General features: G+C 57.6%; 18 protein-coding genes. 11 read left to right on the top strand and 7 right to left on the bottom strand.

From position 1 onward, the window contains the following. Positions 1-4 precede the first annotated feature (4 nt). The 3 genes from V6P94_RS01480 (at position 5) to V6P94_RS01470 (ending at position 1,831) form a co-directional block, all read left to right on the top strand. Positions 5-280, top strand: a complete 276-nt coding sequence (locus V6P94_RS01480; protein WP_338648928.1) for a polyhydroxyalkanoic acid system family protein — start codon at positions 5-7, stop codon at positions 278-280. A 242-nt stretch (positions 281-522) separates the two neighbouring features. Continuing rightward, on the top strand, positions 523-954 hold the full coding sequence (locus tag V6P94_RS01475) for a hypothetical protein (RefSeq protein WP_133076765.1): 432 nt from the start codon (positions 523-525) through the stop codon (positions 952-954). Between the two features lie 139 nt (positions 955-1,093). Further along, positions 1,094-1,831, top strand: coding sequence for a phasin family protein (locus V6P94_RS01470; protein WP_133076764.1), 738 nt, complete (start codon positions 1,094-1,096; stop codon positions 1,829-1,831). 70 nt (positions 1,832-1,901) lie between these two features. Here the strand turns inward: V6P94_RS01470 and V6P94_RS01465 are convergent, their stop codons facing one another. The 6 genes from V6P94_RS01465 to V6P94_RS01440 all read right to left on the bottom strand — a co-directional run bounded on the left by V6P94_RS01465 (position 1,902) and on the right by V6P94_RS01440 (position 9,405). Then, entirely contained in the window at positions 1,902-2,273 is a 372-nt protein-coding gene (locus V6P94_RS01465) for a gamma-butyrobetaine hydroxylase-like domain-containing protein (RefSeq protein ID WP_219262202.1), read from the bottom strand. A 140-nt stretch (positions 2,274-2,413) separates the two neighbouring features. Further along, positions 2,414-3,748, bottom strand: coding sequence for an ATP-dependent protease ATPase subunit HslU (gene hslU / locus V6P94_RS01460; protein ID WP_133076762.1), 1,335 nt, complete (start codon positions 3,746-3,748; stop codon positions 2,414-2,416). Positions 3,749-3,816: 68 nt separating this feature from the next. Further along, a complete protein-coding gene (gene hslV / locus V6P94_RS01455) occupies positions 3,817-4,347 on the bottom strand; it encodes an ATP-dependent protease subunit HslV (protein WP_003438754.1) in 531 nt (176 codons plus the stop codon). A gap of 242 nt (positions 4,348-4,589) precedes the next feature. Then, a complete protein-coding gene (locus V6P94_RS01450; protein WP_133076761.1) occupies positions 4,590-5,282 on the bottom strand; it encodes an SPOR domain-containing protein in 693 nt (230 codons plus the stop codon). A gap of 1 nt (position 5,283) precedes the next feature. Further along, a complete protein-coding gene (gene argS / locus V6P94_RS01445) occupies positions 5,284-7,020 on the bottom strand; it encodes an arginine--tRNA ligase (RefSeq protein WP_326427549.1) in 1,737 nt (578 codons plus the stop codon). 165 nt (positions 7,021-7,185) lie between these two features. Further along, a complete protein-coding gene (locus V6P94_RS01440) occupies positions 7,186-9,405 on the bottom strand; it encodes a primosomal protein N' (RefSeq protein ID WP_133076759.1) in 2,220 nt (739 codons plus the stop codon). Between the two features lie 219 nt (positions 9,406-9,624). Between V6P94_RS01440 and rpmE the strand changes: the two genes are divergently transcribed. The 4 genes from rpmE to V6P94_RS01420 all read left to right on the top strand — a co-directional run bounded on the left by rpmE (position 9,625) and on the right by V6P94_RS01420 (position 14,413). Continuing rightward, complete coding sequence (rpmE, locus tag V6P94_RS01435) at positions 9,625-9,876, top strand: 50S ribosomal protein L31 (RefSeq protein ID WP_019825265.1); 252 nt, start codon at positions 9,625-9,627, stop codon at positions 9,874-9,876. 5 nt (positions 9,877-9,881) lie between these two features. Further along, a complete protein-coding gene (locus V6P94_RS01430) occupies positions 9,882-10,709 on the top strand; it encodes a thermonuclease family protein (RefSeq protein ID WP_133076758.1) in 828 nt (275 codons plus the stop codon). 181 nt (positions 10,710-10,890) lie between these two features. Beyond that, a complete protein-coding gene (locus V6P94_RS01425; RefSeq protein WP_019825268.1) occupies positions 10,891-12,159 on the top strand; it encodes a malic enzyme-like NAD(P)-binding protein in 1,269 nt (422 codons plus the stop codon). Positions 12,160-12,430: 271 nt separating this feature from the next. Continuing rightward, entirely contained in the window at positions 12,431-14,413 is a 1,983-nt protein-coding gene (locus V6P94_RS01420; protein ID WP_338648927.1) for a lipase family protein, read from the top strand. Between the two features lie 73 nt (positions 14,414-14,486). Here the strand turns inward: V6P94_RS01420 and V6P94_RS01415 are convergent, their stop codons facing one another. After that, on the bottom strand, positions 14,487-16,910 hold the full coding sequence (locus V6P94_RS01415; RefSeq protein WP_374105707.1) for a penicillin-binding protein 1A: 2,424 nt from the start codon (positions 16,908-16,910) through the stop codon (positions 14,487-14,489). Positions 16,911-17,116: 206 nt separating this feature from the next. Between V6P94_RS01415 and pilM the strand changes: the two genes are divergently transcribed. The 4 genes from pilM to V6P94_RS01395 are packed head-to-tail and all read left to right on the top strand — an operon-like array spanning position 17,117 to position 19,789. Continuing rightward, positions 17,117-18,079 (top strand): type IV pilus assembly protein PilM, encoded by a 963-nt coding sequence (gene pilM / locus V6P94_RS01410; protein WP_133076756.1) that lies wholly within the window; start codon positions 17,117-17,119, stop codon positions 18,077-18,079. Further along, entirely contained in the window at positions 18,079-18,645 is a 567-nt protein-coding gene (locus V6P94_RS01405) for a PilN domain-containing protein (protein WP_133076755.1), read from the top strand. Before pilM ends, V6P94_RS01405 begins: the two co-directional genes overlap by 1 nt. Continuing rightward, positions 18,645-19,265 carry a type 4a pilus biogenesis protein PilO gene (locus V6P94_RS01400; RefSeq protein ID WP_133076754.1) on the top strand — a complete coding sequence of 207 codons (621 nt, stop codon included), beginning with the start codon at positions 18,645-18,647 and terminating at the stop codon, positions 19,263-19,265. The genes V6P94_RS01405 and V6P94_RS01400 overlap by 1 nt, the downstream gene beginning before the upstream one ends. Further along, the gene (locus tag V6P94_RS01395; protein WP_338648926.1) at positions 19,262-19,789 is read left to right on the top strand and encodes a pilus assembly protein PilP; all 528 of its coding nucleotides are present in this window, start codon (positions 19,262-19,264) and stop codon (positions 19,787-19,789) included. Before V6P94_RS01400 ends, V6P94_RS01395 begins: the two co-directional genes overlap by 4 nt. Positions 19,790-19,863 lie beyond the last annotated feature (74 nt).

The raw sequence follows: 19,863 nt of genomic DNA, 5'->3' as shown, positions 1-19,863 counted from the left end.
CGCCATGGCGCGTATCAGCGTTGAACGTACCCACAGCCTGGGCCTTGAGGCTGCACGTGAGAAAGCCCAGCCTCTGGTCGAGAAACTGGCCAGCCAGTACGGCCTGACCCCTGCCTGGGCCGGTGACACCGTAAAGTTGAAACGCTCCGGCGTGAACGGCACCCTGCAAATCAGCGAAACCAGCGTCAAGGTCGATGTGGAGCTTGGGCTGCTGATGTCAGCGATGAGCGGCATGATCCAGTCAGAAATCGAACGGTCGCTGGACAAAGCCCTGTCGTGATCGTAACCGCCTGCCCGTCGTGATGATCTGCGGTGGGCGGAGCCGGAATAGGCAGGCATCAGAATTATGATTGTGAGAATGTTCTAAATGAAGCGCTGTAATAGTTGACTTCGTATAAGCGAATATTTTTTGTAGTTGATGTGGAAGGTTTTTTTATATTCCAGGGTCGATTTTGTTGTTTTGAATTTATATGGGTTTTTACCTAGTGTTGTTTTAAACATAAACAACAAAGGTAATCCTGCATGACTTATCACGTGTGTTCCATTACTTATAAAACAACGCTGACTGAGGCCGTAATGGCAGACAGGGTCAGGCGTGTTGCAGAGTCTTTTTCATCTTCGCGAGGCTATCAAGTTGTCCCGGGGTGTGAGGGTGAACGCTTTATATTGCAGAGTTCCAGTTCGCAACGAACGGGTTTTGTAATGGTTGGTTCCGGCGTGGTCCAGTTTTTTGTGTATGTGTTTGGCGCACAAGAAGCGCTGGCCAACGCCCATGCTGTTGAAGCCGAGATGGGGGCGTTAATGAAAAAAGAGTTCGCTGACTCGGAACAAATACCTGGAACGCTGCTAAAACCCCTTCGAACAGTGAAAGAAATCGAATTCCCTGATATCGATGAAGCGCTGCTTAAGATTGACTTGTCTGAAGCGCAACCCGGTGACATCAAGCTCGTTTAATGGGTCGCTAAACCGTGGTGCTCACCTTGATACAAGGTTGTTTAGCGTCTACACCTGAAGCAGGTGAGCACCTTTGTTCATCTTGATGATTCGACGATCTTGCTCACTGACGTCGCGACTTAACATTAAGGGGAACACGATGGCTGCTAAAAAACCGACTGCAAAAGAAAGTCATTCATGGGTTGGCAAGGTTGAAGAGTACTCACGCAAAATCTGGCTGGCAGGTCTGGGCGTGTACTCGAAGATTGATACCGATGGCAGCAAGCTGTTTGACACCCTGGTCAAGGATGGCGAAAAAGCCGAAAAGCTGGCCAAGGACGCGGGTCACAAAGTAGCCGAGGGTGTAAAGGCATCAACGTCATCTGCCCGTTCTCGGGTTGAAGATGTTAAAGATTTGGCACTGGAGAAATGGAGCGAGTTCGAAGAGGCTTTCGATAAGCGTCTCAACAGTGCCATTACCCGATTGGGTGTACCCAGCCGAGAAGAAGTCAAAGCGCTGCATGCCAAGGTCGAGACGCTGACCAAGCATATAGAGAAGCTGACTGCGGCCGCTGCCAAAGTCACGGCCACCAAGGCCCCGGCTGCGAGCAAGCCTGCACCGGCAAAGCCTGCAGTAAAAGCTGCGGCAAAACCGGCGGTTGTAAAATCGACGGCTAAACCAGCGGTAAAAGCGGCTGCCAAGCCTGCCACCAAGCCCACTGCCAAAGCGGTAGCCAAACCTGCGGCCAAGGCACCTGCGGCGGCCAGCAAGCCTGCACCTGCCAAAGCCGCAACAGCCAAGCCCGCCGCCAAAAAGCCTGCTGCCAAAAAGCCCGCAGCGGCTCCCAAAACGCCTACGGCTGAGGCAGCGGCAACTACACCCACAACGTCTGCTTGATTGCAGGCACATAAAACCCTGTAGCAGCTGACGTAGTAACGTAGCTGCTACAGAGATAGGTGCAACGGGATCAAAGCATCAGCTTTACGACCGATACCGACGGGTCGCGGGACTTACCGGCTTTTTCCAGCTCTTGCAGATAGTCAGCCCACAGCTCTTGCTGGCGTACGCCGAGCTGGTAGAGGTATTCCCAGGTAAACAACCCGCTGTCGTGTCCGTCATCGAAGGTCAGTTTCAGCGCGTACTGGCCTGCTGGCTCGATCTTGCTCAAACCGACATTAATTTTGCCGAATTGCAGAATCGGATTGCCGTGGCCCTGAACTTCGGCGGACGGGGAGTGCACGCGCAAAAATTCGGCAGGCAAGTGGTATTGCTCGCCGGACGGGTATTTAAGCGTGAGGGTTTTGGAGGCTTTGTGCAGGTTGATGGCGCTGGGGATCATGGTCATAACCTTAGGTCATTGCACAAACACTGTAGCCGCTGGCGCAGGCTGCGATCGCCAACGCAGTTGGCGCAAGATCCGTAGATCGTTGAAGGCCTTCGCCTTATCGCAGCCTGCAGCAGCGGCTACAGGTGTTCGGTTTACAAGATATAGCGCGAGAGGTCTTCGTTCTCGGCCAGTTCGCCCAGGTGGCTGTTCACGTAGTCGGCGTCGATGCGAATAGGCTCGTCTTTCTGTGCGCTGGCAATATCACCGGCGCTGAAAGACACCTCTTCGAGCAAGCGCTCAAGCAGTGTGTGCAGACGACGAGCACCGATGTTTTCGGTTTTTTCGTTCACTTGCCAGGCAATTTCGGCCAGGCGCTTGATACCTTCAGGCAGGAACTCGATGTTCAGGCCTTCGGTTTTCAGCAGTTCGCGGTATTGCTCGGTCAGGGATGCGTGTGGCTCGCTGAGGATGCGCTCGAAATCTTGTGGCGACAGGGCCTTGAGTTCAACGCGGATCGGCAGGCGACCTTGCAGTTCTGGCACCAGATCGCTTGGTTTGCTCAGATGGAACGCGCCAGAGGCGATAAACAGGATGTGGTCGGTTTTGACCATGCCCAGCTTGGTATTGACGGTGCAACCTTCGATCAGCGGCAGCAGATCGCGCTGCACGCCTTCGCGGGACACATCGGCGCCACCGACATTACCGCGTTTGGCAACTTTGTCGATTTCATCGATAAACACGATGCCGTGCTGCTCGACTGCTTCCAGGGCCTTGGCCTTGAGTTCTTCGTCATTAACCAGGCGACCGGCTTCTTCGTCACGCACCATTTTCAGTGCTTCTTTGACTTTCAGCTTGCGGCTCTTGCGCTTGCCTTTGCCCATGTTGGCAAACAGGCTTTGCAGCTGGTTGGTCATTTCTTCCATGCCAGGCGGCGCGGAGATGTCCACGCCAACGGCATCGGCGACTTCGATTTCGATTTCCTTGTCGTCCAGCTGGCCTTCACGCAGACGCTTGCGGAACAGTTGGCGAGTGTTGGAATCCTGCGGTACGGCGGCTTCTTCGCCGAATGTGCGGGCAGGAGGCAGCAGGGCGTCGAGGATGCGCTCTTCGGCGGCGTCTTCGGCGCGGTGGCGAACCTTCACGATTTCCTGTTCGCGCAGCAGCTTGATTGCAGCGTCAGCCAGATCACGGATGATCGACTCGACGTCACGGCCTACATAGCCAACTTCGGTGAACTTGGTGGCTTCAACCTTGATGAACGGTGCGTTGGCCAATTTGGCCAGACGACGGGCGATCTCGGTTTTACCGACACCGGTAGGGCCGATCATCAGAATGTTTTTTGGCGTCACTTCAACGCGCAGCTCTTCGGGCAGTTGCATACGGCGCCAGCGGTTACGCAGCGCGATGGCTACGGCGCGCTTGGCGTCGTCCTGGCCGATGATGTGGCGATTGAGTTCGTGGACGATTTCGCGGGGAGTCATGGACATGGTAGTTGGCGTTCCTCTAGCTAAAGTAAGGTTCACAAACGGGCTGGGACTCCAGCCCGGCAGGCGTCTTATTCAGCGAGGTCCTGCTCCTCAATAGTGATGTTGTGGTTGGTGAACACGCAGATGTCGCCAGCAATACCGAGTGCTGTTTCAGCGATTTCGCGGGCCGACAGATCGGTTTTCATCAGCAGGGCGCGGGCTGCAGCCTGGGCAAATGCACCGCCCGAACCCATTGCGATCAAGCCGTCTTCGGGCTCAACCACGTCACCGTTACCGGTGATGATCAGGGATGCGTCCTTGTTGGCAACTGCCAGCATGGCTTCCAGGCGACTCAGCGAGCGGTCGGTACGCCATTCTTTGGCCAACTCGACAGCGGCGCGAACCAGATGGCCTTGATGCTTTTCAAGTTGGCCTTCAAAACGTTCGAACAGAGTGAATGCATCTGCGGTGGCACCGGCGAAACCGGCGATTACCTGGCCGTGATAGAGACGGCGGACTTTTTTCGCGTTGCCTTTCATCACGGTATTGCCAAGAGAAACCTGGCCGTCGCCAGCCATGACGACTTTGCCGTGGCGGCGTACTGAAACGATGGTGGTCAAGGGAGAGTCTCCACGCAGCGGGGCGAAAATGCCTGATGGAAATACATATGGGGGTTGTCGCGGATTTTTCAACAGCGGGGAGGGAATGGGGATGAGCGGGGGGCAGAATTTTGCGAGGGTGGTGTGGGAGCGGGCTTGCTCGCGATGGCATCACCGCGATTACCCTGACACTCCGGGTCGCCTGCATCGCGAGCAAGCCCGCTCCCACAGGGTGCAGTGGAACCCCGTGGGAACGGTTGCTGTCAGCGTCGTTGTTGCAGCAGCAAGTTGTTGAATCCGCCGCCCGCCAATTGCTTTTGGGCCACGGTCAATTGATCGCGGTTGCTGAACGGACCGACCAGCACCCGGTACCAGGTTTCGTCTTTTACCGTACCGGCTTCAACCGTAGCGGTCTGGCCCAGCAGGATGATTTGCGCCCGTACCTTTTCAGCATCGGCCTGTTTGCGGAACGAGCCCGCTTGCAGGAAGAACTTGGTGACCGGCGCCGCTTTTACGACAGGCGGCGCAGGAGGCGGTGTAATACCGCTCAGGGCTGCCTGGGCGCGGGCGGTGTCGATTTTTGCAGCTTCAGCCGGCGTGACCGGTGCCAGCGGCGCGGTTTGCGGCGTTGGCAGGGTCTTCTCGGGTACGGCTTCTGGCGGCACGATCACTTCAGACTCGGGCAGCAGGGTGTAGAAGTCGTACTTGGGTTTGGCCGGCTGGGTCGGGCTAGGCGCTGTCTTGTTGGCTTCCGCCGCTTTCGTGGCTTTGACCTGCTCTTGCTTGACCCGTTTGACGTCGTCGCCCTGGCCGGGCTCAAGCTTCATCAAAAACACGATAAATGCGCCAACGGTCAGGCCGATGGCCATCCATAGCCAGCCCGGAATAGGCTTTTTAGCCGGTGCCTGGTACCGACTGGCGCCGCGCTTGGGTGCAGGTTTTTTCTTGGCTGCCAACTTACATGCGCTCCAGAGTTTCCAGACCCAGCAGTTCCAGGCCTTGCTTTAGGGTACGGCCCGCCAGAGCAGCCAGGCGCAAGCGGCTTTGTTTTTGCGCTTCGTTTTCTGCGCTCAGGATCGGGCAGTTCTCGTAGAAGCTGGAGAACAGCCCGGCTACTTCGTACAGGTAGGTGCAGAGGGTGTGCGGGGTGCCTTTTTCAGCAACGTTGTTCAGCACTTCACCGAACTGTGCCAGCTTGGCTGCCAGTTCATGCTCTTGCGCAGCTTCAAGCACGATCTGACCCTGCACCTCTTCGAAGCCCTTGCCCAGCTTGCGGAATACGCCCGCGACACGGGTGTAGGCATACAGCAGGTAAGGTGCGGTATTGCCTTCAAAGTTCAACATCAGGTCGAAGTTGAAGCTGTAGTCACTGGTGCGGTGCTTGGACAGGTCCGCGTATTTCACGGCGCCAATCCCGACAACTTTGGCGATGGCGCGCAGTTCGTCTTCCGCCAGCTCCGGGTTTTTCTCTTTGACCAGCGTGTAGGCGCGCTCTTTGGCTTCGTTGAGCAGGTCGATCAGTTTGACCGTACCGCCATCACGGGTCTTGAATGGACGGCCATCAGCGCCGTTCATGGTGCCGAAGCCCATGTGCTCCATTTCCATCGGATGGGTGATGAAACCGGCCTTGCGGGCTACGGCAAACACTTGCTGGAAGTGCAGGGCCTGACGCTGGTCTACGAAGTACAGGGCGCGATCAGCTTTCAATACGCCGCTGCGATAGCGGATGGCTGCCAGGTCGGTTGTCGCGTACAGATAGCCACCGTCTGCTTTGACGATGATGACCGGCAGGGGCTCGCCGTCGGCATTTTTGAACTCGTCGAGGAATACGCACTGGGCGCCATTGCTCTCGACCAGCATGCCTTTGGCCTTGAGGTCGTTAACCACGTTGATCAGGTCGTCGTTGTAGGCGCTTTCGCCCATCACGTCGGCCATGGTCAATTTTACGTTCAACTGCTCGTAGATTTTCTGGCAGTGCGACAGCGAGATGTCCTTGAACTTGGTCCACAGCGCCAGGCAGTCCGGATCGCCGGCTTGGAGTTTGACCACCAGGCTACGGGCGCGATCGGCAAATTCCGGCGACTCGTCAAAACGTTTCTTGGCGGCGCGGTAGAAGTTCTCCAGGTCACTCAGCTCGTCGCTGGTGATCGGGTTTTCTTCCAGGTAGGCCATCAGCATGCCGAACTGGGTGCCCCAGTCGCCTACGTGGTTTTGACGAATCACGTCGTCGCCCAGGAACTCCAGCACGCGGGCCACGCCGTCGCCAATGATGGTGGAGCGCAAGTGGCCCACGTGCATCTCTTTGGCCAGGTTGGGCGCCGACATATCGACCACGGTGCGCATGGCTGGAGTGGCTTTGCGCACGCCGATTTTTGGATCGGCCAGGGCTGCGTCCAGGCGCGAGGCCAGGGCCTGGGTGTTCTGGAAGAAGTTCAGGAAGCCGGGGCCTGCAATTTCGGTCTTGCTGATTTGCTCATCGGCCGGCAGTGCGGCGATGATTTTTTCAGCCAGATCACGGGGCTTCATGCCCGCAGGCTTGGCCAGCATCATGGCGATATTGCTGGCGAAGTCGCCGTGGGTTTTGTCACGGGCGTTTTCCACCTGAATCGCTGGCGTCAGGCCTTCAGGCAACACACCTTCTGTGACGAGTTGAGCTAGGGCTTGTTGAATCAGCTGGCGAATGGTGTCTTTCATGGTCTTCTCTTTCGACCGCAAGCGCGGTAGCGCTTCAGTGCGCAGGTGGAAAAACTGGGCATTATCCGTTGCCGGGTCGGCCTTGCCAACCATAGCAGGCGGGTTATGGATCTGCGGTGTTCGGTTATTACTGCAAAACGGTGGGTGCGGGTGTCATGAGGTGACTTAATAAAGGTCTACCGGATCCACATCCAACGACCAGCGAACCTGGCGACCGCTGGGCATTTGTTCAAGGGCCAGCAGCCATTGGCTCAGCAATCGATGCAGCGGCCCCCTGGCGTTGGCTTGCAGTAACAACTGGGCGCGGTAGCGCCCCGCGCGGCGTTCCATCGGTGCGGGCACCGGGCCGAGCAGTTCGATGCCGCCCAGATTCAATTCGGCCAGCAGGCGTTCAGCCTCGGTGCAGGCCTCATCCAGAAAACCTTCCGCCTGTCCGGGTTTATGGGCTTCGGCACGCAGCAGCGCCAAATGCGCGAAAGGTGGCAGCCCCGCAGCCCGACGCTCGCTCAAAGCCTGTTCGGCAAAGGCAAAATAGCCCTGCTCAGTGAGCTGGATCAACAACGGATGGTCGGCCAGATGGGTCTGGATGATCACCTTGCCCGGCTCTTCGGCGCGGCCCGCACGGCCTGCGACTTGAACGATGAGTTGGGCCATGCGCTCGCTGGCGCGAAAATCACCGGAGAACAGGCCGCCATCGGCATCCAGAATCGAGACCAGCGTCACCCGTGGGAAGTGATGGCCTTTTGCGAGCATTTGCGTGCCGATCAAAATGCACGGTTGACCCTTTTGAATGGTGGCAAACAACTGGTTCATCGCGTCTTTGCGCGAGGTGCTGTCGCGATCGACCCGCAGCACGGGGTAGTCGGGGAACAAAATCCCCAACCGCTCTTCAGCGCGCTCAGTCCCTGCGCCTACCGGGCGTAAATCAACCTTGCCGCATTGCGGGCAATTGCGTGGAACGCGCTCGACGTAGCCGCAGTGGTGGCAGCGCAGTTCGCCGGAGCGCTGATGAACGGTCATGCGCGCATCGCAGCGTTGGCACTCCGACATCCAGCCGCAGTCATGGCATAACAGTGTGGGGGCAAAGCCGCGGCGGTTCAGAAACACCAGGACTTGTTGGCCGGCAGCGAGAGTCTGACCGATGGCTTGTTGCATCGGGCCGGATATCCCGCTGTCCAGCGGGCGGCTTTTCACATCAAGACGCAGGAAGCGCGGTTGTTTGGCCCCGCCAGCGCGCTCATTCAACCGCAGCAGGCCATAACGACCGGTGTAGGCGTTGTGCAGGCTTTCAAGAGAAGGTGTCGCGGAGCCCAGCACGATGGGGATGTTTTCCTGCCGAGCTCGAACCAGCGCCAGGTCTCGGGCGTGATAGCGCAAACCTTCCTGCTGTTTATAAGAGCCGTCATGCTCTTCGTCGATGATGATCAGCCCGGGGTTTTTCATCGGGGTGAACAGCGCAGAACGAGTGCCAATAATAATGTCGGCCTCGCCATCCCGTGCCGCCAGCCAGCTTTCAAGGCGCTCACGGTCGTTGACCGCCGAATGCACCAAGGCGATGCGCGCATTGAAGCGCTGCTCGAAACGGGCCAGGGTTTGCGGACCAAGGTTGATTTCGGGGATCAACACCAGTGCCTGCTTGCCCGCCTGCAGGGTCTCGCGGATCAACTGCAAATACACTTCGGTCTTGCCGCTGCCGGTCACTCCGGCCAGCAAGAAGGCATGGAAGTGGTCAAAACCGGCGCGAATCGCTTCGTAGGCCGCCCGTTGCTCGCTGTTGAGCGGCAGCTCTGGCTGGGCCAGCCAATGTTCGTGACGCTCGCTGGGTGCGTGTCGGCGGACTTCAACGGTCACCAGTTCTTTGGCCAGCAGCAGGTCGAGGCTGTCTTTGCTCAGCATCAGCTTGCTCAATAGTTGATGCGCCACGCCGTGGGGGTGTTGGGCAAGCGTGGCCAGTGCTTCACGCTGGCGCGGTGCGCGGGCGATGCGCGGATCGTCCATCCGGGCGCCGGGGGCTATCTGCCAGAAACGCTCCTGGCGAGTCTCGGCCAGTTCGCCCTGGCGCAGCAAAACCGGCAGCGCCCAGCTCAGGGTGTCGCCCAGGCTGTGCTGGTAATACTGGGACGTCCACAGGCACAGCTTAAATAAGGAAGCCGGCAGCGGCGGCACGGCGTCGAGCAGGGCAATCGCCGGTTTGAGCTTGTCGGCCGGGACTTCGCTGTGATCGACCACTTCGACCAGGATGCCGATCATCTCGCGTCGCCCAAACGGCACCCGCAGGCGCATGCCCGGCTGGAGTTGACTGCGCAGCACGCCAGCAGGCGCCCGGTAATCAAACAGTCGGCGCAGGGGGGAAGGCAGGGCAAGGCGCAAAATGGCGTCGGGCACGCGGGGCTCTCAAGTGATGAACGGCAAAGATGGCCCGGAGCCTAGCAGACAAAGCCCTGCGGGACTAAAAGGCCAGGTGCTGAAAGATGAATGATTTTTGATGGAGCATGCTTGGCCGCTTGCGTCAATGCAAAGGTCTGGTATTATCGGCGCCCTAATTTTACGTGCGGTATTCAACAATGGTGTTGAGTGGCGGCACGCTAGCCCGAGGAATACCCCATGAAAGCCGATATCCATCCAGCGTACGAAACAATCCTGGTAACTTGCAGCTGCGGCAACAAGTTCGAAACTCGTTCGAACCTGTGCAAGCCACTGGGCACTGACGTATGCAACGAGTGCCACCCGTTCTACACCGGTAAGCAGAAGACTCTGGACATTGGCGGTCGTGTTGATCGCTTCAAGACTCGTTTTGGTGCTTTCGGCGCTAAAGCAGCAGCTCCAGCAGCAGAAGCAGAAAAAGCAGCCGAGTAAGGCTGATGACCTTGAGCAGCCTTTCGGGTCTGGTCAGGTTATTGAAAAAGGCGTCCCTTGCGGGCGCCTTTTTTATGCCTGCGATTTGGTTTTCCGGCGCTTGGGCTGCGCCGCTTTGCCCGGCCCCTGGCGCTGTTTCCTACGCGTTGGTAGAGCGCGTGTCCGACGGCGACACCTTGCGTCTGAAGGATGGTCGCAGCGTGCGCATGATCGGTATCAATGCTCCTGAAACAGGTAAGAAAGGCCAGTCCGCCGAGCCTTTTGCTGACGCAGCCCACAAACGCCTGCAAGCGCTGGTTGCGCGCAGCGATGGCCGGGTCGGGCTGTTGGTGGGTACGCAGGCCCAGGACCGTTATGGTCGTACCCTGGCCCATGTGTTTGGTGCTGATGGCAGCAATCTAGAAGCCCAGCTTCTGGCAGATGGCCTGGGGTATCAGGTGGCGATAGCGCCCAATGTCGCACTGCTCGATTGTCAGCAAGCGGCTGAGCGCAGTGCCCGGGCAGCAGGCCTGGGGCTTTGGCGGCAATCGCCGGTGCTGGCGCCGCAGCAAATCAGCCGTTCAGGCTTTGCTCTGGTGGGCGGTAAGGTCGACAAGGTGCAGCGCAATCGTGGGGGGCTTTGGATCGATATGCAGGGTGGTTTGGTGCTGCATATTGCACCCAATCAGTTGGCCAATTTCGATCAGAAAACCCTTGCTGGCCTGCAAGGTAAACAGGTCGAGGCCAGAGGCTGGGTGCTGGATCGTTCGCGTCGAGGCGGGTTAAAGGAAGGGCAGGCGCGCTGGATGTTGTCTTTGACTCATCCGGGGATGCTGAAAGTGGCAGCGCATTAAAAATTGTAGACAATTTTTAATCTAGATTGTGAACACTATAGCCCTTATGGGGCGCGGCTCTTGGGCCAAAGTCGTAAGGCAAAGCCCTTGACACTGCTGACTGGTCAGTCTTGTCGGGACTTTGCGACACGCGTATGCTCGGCGATTCGTCTGTCCAACAGCAAAAAAGCGGAATGCCCACATGTCTGATTTGAAAACCGCCGCTCTCGAATACCATGCCCAGCCCCGTCCAGGGAAACTGAGTGTCGAGCTCACCAAACCTACCGCTACAGCCCGCGATCTAGCGCTGGCTTACAGCCCGGGTGTAGCCGAACCAGTACGCGAAATCGCCCGCGACCCTGAACTTGCCTACAAATACACTGGCAAAGGCAACCTGGTAGCCGTGATTTCCGATGGCACCGCTATTCTGGGCTTGGGTAACCTCGGCCCATTGGCCTCCAAGCCTGTTATGGAAGGCAAAGGCGTGTTGTTCAAGCGCTTTGCCGGTATCGATGTATTCGATATCGAAGTTGACTCCGAGAGCCCACAGGCTTTCATCGACACCGTAAAACGCATCTCCATCACCTTCGGCGGCATCAACCTCGAAGACATCAAGGCACCTGAGTGCTTTGAGATCGAACGTGCTCTGATCGAGCAGTGCGATATTCCTGTATTCCACGATGACCAGCACGGCACCGCTATCGTGACCGCGGCCGGCATGATCAACGCCCTGGAAATCGCTGGCAAGACCCTGTCTGACGCCAAGATCGTTTGCCTGGGCGCCGGTGCAGCAGCCATCTCCTGCATGAAGTTGCTGGTGAGCATGGGTGCAACCATCGAAAACATCTACATGATCGACCGCACCGGCGTGATCCACTCCGGCCGTGACGATCTGAACCAGTACAAGGCGGTATTCGCCCACGCAACCGAGAAGCGCACCCTGGCTGACGCCATGAACGGCGCAGACGTGTTCGTTGGTCTGTCGGGTCCGAACCTGCTGAGCGCTGAAGACTTGCTGCGCATGGCACCTAACCCGATCGTGTTCGCGTGCTCGAACCCTGATCCGGAAATCTCGCCGGAACTGGCTCACGCCACCCGTGACGACGTGATCATGGCCACCGGTCGTTCGGACTACCCGAACCAGGTCAACAACGTACTGGGCTTCCCGTTCATCTTCCGTGGTGCTCTGGACGTTCGCGCCAAGCGCATCAACGAAGAAATGAAAATCGCAGCGGCCAATGCGCTTCGTGAACTGGCCAAACTGCCAGTGCCACAAGAAGTGTGTGACGCCTACGGCGGCATCAAGCTGGAATTCGGTCGTGAATACATCATCCCGAAACCAATGGACGTGCGCCTGATCACCCTGATCTCCGACGCAGTTGCCAAAGCGGCTATCGAGACCGGTGTTGCAACCCTGCCATACCCGAAGAACTACCCGCTCAAAAGCGTTGATGACGTCTTCAACGGCTAAACCCGTGTAGCGTGTCAACTCAAGCCCCGGCGCTGCAAAGCGTCGGGGCTTTTTAGTTTTTGCAGGGCTGGATCATTTATCAGCTCGTAGGAAGACGGGATTATTCCACATAAAAAATAGGATCTTTCTTACATAAAGTCCCGCGATCATCCGTTAGCGTCACTCCTTTATTTTAAGGGTGCTTTTTTCTGAAGTTTGCCCTCTGTGCCTATAGGAATCACGGATGTTCACGCCCTCACGTCAGAAGTGTAATAGCAGGACCAGTTTTCAATTGATTGACGAGCGAGGCGCAGGTGAGCCCTATGCAGGGTTGGTCTATGAGCTCGTAGACAGGGAAGGAAAGAAGCACAGCGGCCATCTGGATGCCACTGGAGGCGGTGAGGTTGGCAATCATCTTGTAGAGCCAGTTGCCATCACGTTCAGGCAGTTATATAGCGGTCGCAATGATGTGTATTCGCGGCTAATCCATCGCAAGCATTACCCCCTCAAGATTACCGAGCTTCAGGTCAGGGCCGAGCACACCCGATACCTCAATAAAAACGGCGCCCGCACGCAGCATAAACCGCTACCTATCGATGCCTGTACCGATTACTTCCAGGTTGAAGTCCGACACCTTGTCGAGCATGTTTCGCACTTGCCGCCTATGGTCGATTGTCACCACCCCCTTGAACGCGGCCCACTTGGGGTATCCCTGGCGGTCGGTCGTCATGCCTTGCTGGAAGTTCGGCCCTTGCGAGCCTTGTGCCCGTTGCTGTCTACCGATTCGCAGTTTTGCGCGCTGAATCTTTACCAGTTGGCATTGATGGCCACGTTGAGCAATTGTCCTTTCGAGCACGCCACAGGCAAGTCGCGAGTGACCACGCCCTGTGCGGAGTTGAGCATGGGGGACTGGCAGGTCAGCCCGGAGCAAGCCAAGTCCTATTACCCGCTGTATGAAGAGGTGGCGTACTCCAGACGACTGGAAATTGTTCCTTTTGACCCTGTGCTGTATCCGGTCAATAACCCTCTTGGTGGGGCGGATCAGCAGACCCCGGCCAGTGTGCATTTTCGCGGTGATATTCGTTTTGGATCAAAAGGTACAAGTGCACAAACCTTTGTGACCCATAACGACAAAGTCATTTTGATTGCTGTTCGAGGCACCTGCTCCTGGTCCGACCTCTTGCAGGATGCCGATGCCCCTCAAGTGCCGTTTGAAGAAGGCGAGGGAAAGGTGCATGGCGGTTTTTACGAAGCTGCACGGCAGGCGTTTGAGCTTGTTGATGCTTATCTGGATAAATTCCATGCCGGGCAAAAAGTACTGGTCTGCGGTCACAGCCAGGGAGGGGCAATTGGTTTGATCCTTGCGCAGATGCTGCGTTTGCGCCGGACTTGCGACGTACGGCTCTACACCTATGGAGCTCCTCGTGCAGCAGATGGGGCCTTCGTCAATGCAGCCAGTGGGCTGGTGCATCAGCGCATGGTCAACCATCACGACTCGATCCCCAGTGTCCCTGGAAGCTGGATGAACAGCCCGTTATCGGCTTATCGCGCAGGTTCGGTGCTCAGCTTTACGAATGTGCCTGCAGGTTTTGGGGTGTTTGTGGCAGGCCTGAGCCAATTGCTTGGGGAGCCTTATCAGCATCACGGAACCTTGCGTCACTTCATGCCGGTGGAGTTTGGTCAGGGGCAGGTGTCGCATGTGATGTGGGGGCCGTTGAGCGATACCGTCACCCAGCATGCTGTGAGTCACGCGATGCTTGAGCAAAAAATCGGCGTGCCAGAATCCGATGGGCTGCTCAAGCAACGGGTCGACGTTGGCCAGCAGTTCATGGTCGACAGTTACATTCCGAGCAGTTGGGCGGTTCTGCGTCGAAGCCAGCAAGCGCTGAATGCCCATTGCTCGCTGGTGACGGAGCGTGAAGTACTGTTTGTGGATCAGGCACTTGAACACGTCGCCCAACAACTGCGGGCTCACTACCGTGAGGTAATGACGCGGGCCGACGGTGTATTTGAACAGCAGGTGCGAGTCATGAATCTGTTGATGCGCGAGATGGGCAACGTCCAGAAAACCCGCGAGGGGCTATACCAATTGAGGTTCAGGGTGCCCAGTCGCAGAGATGTATATGGAGGGTTCGCGCAGCACTGCGATGTCCTGGCCGAAAGCCTGGCGCGCTGGGAGGCACACGCCGAAAGTACCCGTATCGATCAGCTGGCCATGGCGCCGGTAGCTGAGATGCTCGACGGGACTGGTCCCTTGAAGTACATGCTCGCTTGAGCAAACTACAAGTTACACGTGAACAACCGCTCTTCACCTGCAACTTGTAGCTAAGCGCTCGCTGCTCTCTTCGTCAGAAGAGATCTATTGGAGCCCCATCATCTGCCGGCAGCGGGCTGCCAGGCGCTACGCTGTTGCCCAGTTCGCTGTTGGTCGGCGGCGTATCTTCGCTCTTGAACAGCTCAAAGTAGGCGCCTGGCGTTCCAGGGGAAGCGATACGGCCACTTAACGGGTCAATCCGCAAGCTGAGGATGCCTTCGGGCTCAGGCAACGTATGAGCCGGCTTGCCCTTGAGCGCGCCACCCATGTAGGTCATCCAGATCGGCAGGGCTACGGTGCCACCATATTCCCGACGGCCGAGGCTTTCAGGTTGGTCAAAGCCGGTCCATACGGTAGTCACGTAATCGGCGTTGTAGCCTGAGAACCATGCATCCTTGGACTCGTTGGTCGTACCGGTTTTGCCCGCCAGGTCGGTGCGTCCCAGCGCCAGGGCGCGGCGACCAGTACCGAGCTTGATCACGTCCTGCAGCATGCTGGTGAGAATGTAAGTGGTGCGGCCGTCAACAATGCGTTCGGCCACCGCTTGCGTCTCGACGGTAGGCAGGCCGGGTGCTGCATTGATGGTGTCGATGGTCAGCGCTGCAGCTTCTGGCGGCACATCCTTGCCTGCGGCTTTGGGCACGCTTGGCGGGTTGGCCACGAACAGGGTCTCGGCGTTGCGGCTTTCGATCTTGTCGATCAGATACGGCGTGATTTTGTAACCACCGTTGGCGAATGTGCTCCAGCCGGTAGCGATCTCCATAGGCGTCAGGGTTGCAGTACCCAAGGCCAGCGACAGGTTGCGCGGCAGGTCCTGCTTGTTGAAACCAAACTTGCTGATGTAGTCGACGGTGCGGTCGACACCCAGGCTTTGCAGCAAGCGGATCGAGACCAGGTTGCGAGATTTGTACAGGGCCTCTCGCACGCGAATCGGGCCGAGGAATGTGTTGGTGTCGTTCTTTGGACGCCAGACCTTGTCCAGGTACTCGTCTACAAACACGATCGGTGCATCGTTCACCAGAGTGGCGGCGGTGTAGCCGTTATCCAGCGCGGCGCTGTAAATGAAAGGCTTGAAGCTTGAGCCTGGCTGGCGTTTGGCTTGCATCGCACGGTTGTAGTTGCTCTGCTCGAAGGCAAAGCCTCCCACCAGTGAGCGGATAGCACCGTTGTTCGGGTCCAGGGATACCAGCGCACCTTGTACGGTGGGCACCTGGCTGAACTTGTAGCTGCCATCGGTCTGCGGCTGCACGCGAATCAGGTCGCCGACCTGAGCGACATCCGAGGGCTGCTTGGGCATTGGGCCCATGCTGTTGGTATTGAGGAACTTGCGTGCCCATTTCATGGTGTTCCAGGAAACGTGAACTTCGCCGGTGCGGGTCAGCACTTGCAGGCCGTCCTTGTCGACCTGGGTCACGATTGCAGGCTCCAGGCCGCTGATTGCCCGTTGCTTGGCCAGCTCTTGAGTCCAGACGGCCAGGGTCTTGCCCGGCAGGCGCGACTCGGGGCCTCGATAGCCGTGGCGCTGGTCATAGGCAATCAGACCTTCGTGAACTGCAGTGTTGGCGAGCTCCTGAAGGTCGCTTGGCACCGTTGTTGTGACGCGGAAACCTTCGGTGTAAGCCTCGCTACCATAGCGTCCGACCATTTCGGCCCGGGCCATTTCAGCGATGTAAGGCGCGCTCACTTCCGGGGTTGGCACGTGGTAGCTGGCGTTTACGGGCTCTGCGACAGCAGCTTCGTAGCTGGCCTGATCAATCTTGCCCAGCTTGTACATGCGGCCCAGGATCCAGTCGCGGCGCTCTTTGCTGCGTACCGAATTGGCCAGTGGATTAAAGCGCGAAGGGGCCTTGGGCAGGCCGGCAATCATGGCCATCTGCGCCAGGCTGAGGTCGCGGATCGACTTGCCGTAGTAAACCTGCGCAGCGGCTTCGATGCCGTAAGCGCGGTTACCCAGGTAAATCTTGTTCACATACAGCTCAAGGATTTCGTCCTTGGTCAGTTCGCGTTCGATTTCCAGTGCCAGCAGGATCTCGTTGGTTTTGCGCGAAAAGCTGCGCTCGCTGGACAGGAAATAGTTCTTCGCCACCTGCATGGTGATGGTGCTGCCACCTGATTGTATGTGTCCGCTTTTTACCAGTTGGGTAGCGGCACGCATCAGGCTACTGGGATCAACCCCGTAATGATTGGCGAAGTTGTCATCTTCTGCAGAGAGCAGGGCATTGATGAAATTGGGGGGAATGTCGGCGAACTTGATTGGAGAGCGGCGCATTTCGCCAAACTCTGCGATCAACTTTCCGTCGCTGGTGTAGACCCGCAAAGGAATCTGCAACTGGATGCTTCTCAACGACTCTACGGACGGCAAGCCAGGACTAAGATAGAGAAACGCGCCGCTCAACACGAGCAACAGCCCGCAGAACACAGCAACGAAAGACCACCCGAAAAACTTCAGCAGACGAATCAAGGCTTTTGGATTTCCAGATTAAGAAATGGGTTTGCACGTCAGGGTAGTGCGCAGCTGCGCCGGGTCGACGATACGGAAAAAAACGCACGGCATTATAAGCATTTTTCGCTCATGGGCGTCATGAGCCGCATGTCAGAACAGGTTTTGAACGGATCTCATTTTTTACCCTCCGTAAGTTACGGATTGCATTAGGGAAAACAAAAGTGCCCGGATTTCTTCCCAGAACACGCCATCGCTGTCTCGGCGTTGATATCAGCCAGCAAGCAATCAAAATCGTCGAACTGAGCCGCTCCCAAGGTCGGCTCAAGCTCCAGGGTTATGCCATAGAACCGCTGCCAGCCGGGCTTACGGAACTTCAGACCGGCGCCGAGTCCAAAAGTGTCGTTCAAGTGCTCCTCGGGGCGCTGGAAAAAGCTGCCGTTGTGACCCGTGATGCGATTGTCGGGATGCCTGATGGGCAAGTCATCTGCAAAACCCTGGAGATCGAGGCGGGTTTGAATGAAGTCGAGCTTGAACTTCATGTACGACTGGAAGCGGAGCCATACATTCCTTATGCGCTGGATGACGTGGCGCTTGATTTCGAGGTTGAAGACGTTTCATCGACCCATCCCGGACGGGTCCGCGTGCAGATGGCGGCGTGCCGCCAAGAGGCTCTTGAGTGGCATCGTTCGGTCTTGACCGGCGCAGGCCTGACCCCTCGGGTGGTTGCTGTCCAGGCCCATGCCCTGGCGTGCGGGGTTGAGGCAATGACAGCGGGCATGGCGCTGCAAGGTGCAGTGGCAGTACTCGACCTTGCAACCCATGCAGCGCTGTTGAGCGTTGTGTACCAAGGGCAGGTTGTTTACTACCGCGAGTTGCTCCCTGAGCACGGAGACACAGAGGCGCACGGATTCGAAAGCAGGGTGTCCGGGCATCTGGAGCGCGGGCTGGAGCTGTTTTTTCAGTCCGGCGTTGAAGGCACGATCGACATGATCATATTGGCTGGCAAGGCGGCAGCGACTCCGGGGCTGAGTCAGTGGGTTGAAGCCCGGCTCGGAAGGCCTGTACGCGCCGCCAATCCCTTTATGGGCATGAACGTTGAGCCTGGGCTCGCACCTGAAGCCTTGCTCTGCGATGCTCCTGTGTTGTTGACTGCCTGCGGTCTGGCCTTGAGGGGGTTTGATTGATGGCGAGAATCAATTTGTTGCCCTGGCGCGCGTTGTTGCGTGAAAAGCGGCGCAAGCGGTTTTTGATGGTGCTGGCAGTCCTGTCGGTGGGAACAGTGGCCGGATTGTTTGCTGCTGACCAGTTTATCGACAACCTGGTAGAGCAGCAGCTGGAGCGCAATGACTTGATCCGCAGTGCCACGTTCCAGCTGGACGGCCGTGCGGAGCAAATCGATCAGTTGAAAGTACGCCGCGAGCAATTGCTTGAGCGTATGCAAACAATCGGGGCGCTGCAGAGCAGCCGATCGAGCAGCGGGATTATTCTGGAGCAATTGGCGCGCAGCTTGCCCGAAGGCGTGCACTTCACTGACGTGAAAATGACCGAGGGCACAATAGTCATCACGGGGGTTGCCCAGTCCAATACCCTCGTCGCGCAATTGATGCGCAATCTGGATGCTTCACACTGGCTGGAAACGCCCGAGCTCAATGACGTCAAGGCCGATCCTGCCCATGCCGGCGGGCCAGAGCGTCAGTTTCAACTGACGGTGCGCGAGGCCCGGCATACACCCGCTGCGGGGGCGTTGTGATGGCCGCGCAGTGGCTACACAGCCTGCGCAGCTTTGACCTTCGGGAGCTGGACCTCGGGCATCCGGGAGTCTGGTCGCCAAAACGCAAAAATCTCGTCGCGCTGGCGTGGTTGGGCATGATCCTGGCGCTGGGGTATCCGTTGCTGTTGCAGCCCTCGTTTGCCCGGTTGCAACTGCAGCATGAAGCTCAAGCCAGACTAAAGGCCGAATTTGAATCCAGGGTTGCCCAGGTTGCGAACCTGGATGCCTACTTGAAGCAAATGCAAGGGCTGGAAGCCGCCTTTGGCGTATTGCTCGAACAACTCCCTGCCCAGGCGCAAGTGCCCGGTTTGCTGGATGAGATTTCGCGACTGAGCCACCTCAACGGCCTGGTGGTCGAGCATATTGAGTGGTTGCCCGAAGTCCTTCAGCCGTTCTATGCCGAACTGCCCCTGCAGATGACTCTCGCCGGTGGGTACCACGAGTTGGGGCTCTTCGTCAGCGCCATGGCGAGCCTGCCACGCATAGTCACCCTTCATGATTTCGCACTTGCTCCGCTCAACAGCTCAGGTAGCGGCCAGTTACGCATGACGCTGCTGGCCAGGGCCTACCGCACCCACGATCAAGGACTGATCCCATGAGTGTCTGTTTTCGACTGTTTGGCGCTGGATTGCTGGCGACGCTGGCGGGGTGCGATGGCCCGCAGGGTACCGTTGAGCTGCAAACGTATTTGCAGACCGCTCAGGTGCAATCGGGTGAGGCCATTGAGCCTCTTCCGGAAATCAATCCAGCGCACGTGTTCACCTATGACGCGTTGACGCTGCGCAATCCTTTTCAGGCCGTGCCCAGGGGCGGGGCTGGCAATTGGCAGGTCAGCCTCGTCGGTGACGAGCTTGACGGTGACCGGGCACGTCAGTTTCTGGAAGGCTTCGATCTTGAGCAATTCGAGATGGTCGGGACGCTGTCCAATGATCTGGAAACCAACGCATTGCTACGGGTCAACGGTGTCATCCACCGTTTGAAAGTAGGTGATTACCTGGGGCGCAACAATGGCCAGATTGCTTCGGTGGACGTGACCCAGGTTGAAGTGTTTGAAGTGATTTCCGATGGTCGGGGCGGCTGGTTGGAAAGGTCCCTGACGATCCCTTTAAAGCAACACTCTTAACGGATAAACACCATGAAAAGGATTTTACCGGTCTGCGTACTGGCGCTATGGAGTGCGCTGAATTCGCAGTCAAC

The sequence above is a fragment of the Pseudomonas sp. ML2-2023-3 genome (assembly GCF_037055275.1).
In the GTDB taxonomy this organism is placed as follows: domain Bacteria; phylum Pseudomonadota; class Gammaproteobacteria; order Pseudomonadales; family Pseudomonadaceae; genus Aquipseudomonas.
This window is presented reverse-complemented; position numbering and strand designations above follow the sequence as displayed.

What these genes read in the sequence shown, in the direction of transcription:
- V6P94_RS01480 (WP_338648928.1), top strand. Translation starts at nt 5, where the DNA reads ATGGCGCGTATCAGCGTTGAACGTACCCACAGCCTGGGCCTTGAGGCT.
- V6P94_RS01475 (WP_133076765.1), top strand. Translation starts at nt 523, where the DNA reads ATGACTTATCACGTGTGTTCCATTACTTATAAAACAACGCTGACTGAG.
- V6P94_RS01470 (WP_133076764.1), top strand. Translation starts at nt 1,094, where the DNA reads ATGGCTGCTAAAAAACCGACTGCAAAAGAAAGTCATTCATGGGTTGGC.
- V6P94_RS01465 (WP_219262202.1), bottom strand. Translation starts at nt 2,273, where the DNA reads ATGATCCCCAGCGCCATCAACCTGCACAAAGCCTCCAAAACCCTCACG.
- hslU (WP_133076762.1), bottom strand. Translation starts at nt 3,748, where the DNA reads ATGTCCATGACTCCCCGCGAAATCGTCCACGAACTCAATCGCCACATC.
- argS (WP_326427549.1), bottom strand. Translation starts at nt 7,020, where the DNA reads ATGAAAGACACCATTCGCCAGCTGATTCAACAAGCCCTAGCTCAACTC.
- rpmE (WP_019825265.1), top strand. Translation starts at nt 9,625, where the DNA reads ATGAAAGCCGATATCCATCCAGCGTACGAAACAATCCTGGTAACTTGC.
- V6P94_RS01430 (WP_133076758.1), top strand. Translation starts at nt 9,882, where the DNA reads ATGACCTTGAGCAGCCTTTCGGGTCTGGTCAGGTTATTGAAAAAGGCG.
- V6P94_RS01425 (WP_019825268.1), top strand. Translation starts at nt 10,891, where the DNA reads ATGTCTGATTTGAAAACCGCCGCTCTCGAATACCATGCCCAGCCCCGT.
- V6P94_RS01405 (WP_133076755.1), top strand. Translation starts at nt 18,079, where the DNA reads ATGGCGAGAATCAATTTGTTGCCCTGGCGCGCGTTGTTGCGTGAAAAG.
- V6P94_RS01400 (WP_133076754.1), top strand. Translation starts at nt 18,645, where the DNA reads ATGGCCGCGCAGTGGCTACACAGCCTGCGCAGCTTTGACCTTCGGGAG.
- V6P94_RS01395 (WP_338648926.1), top strand. Translation starts at nt 19,262, where the DNA reads ATGAGTGTCTGTTTTCGACTGTTTGGCGCTGGATTGCTGGCGACGCTG.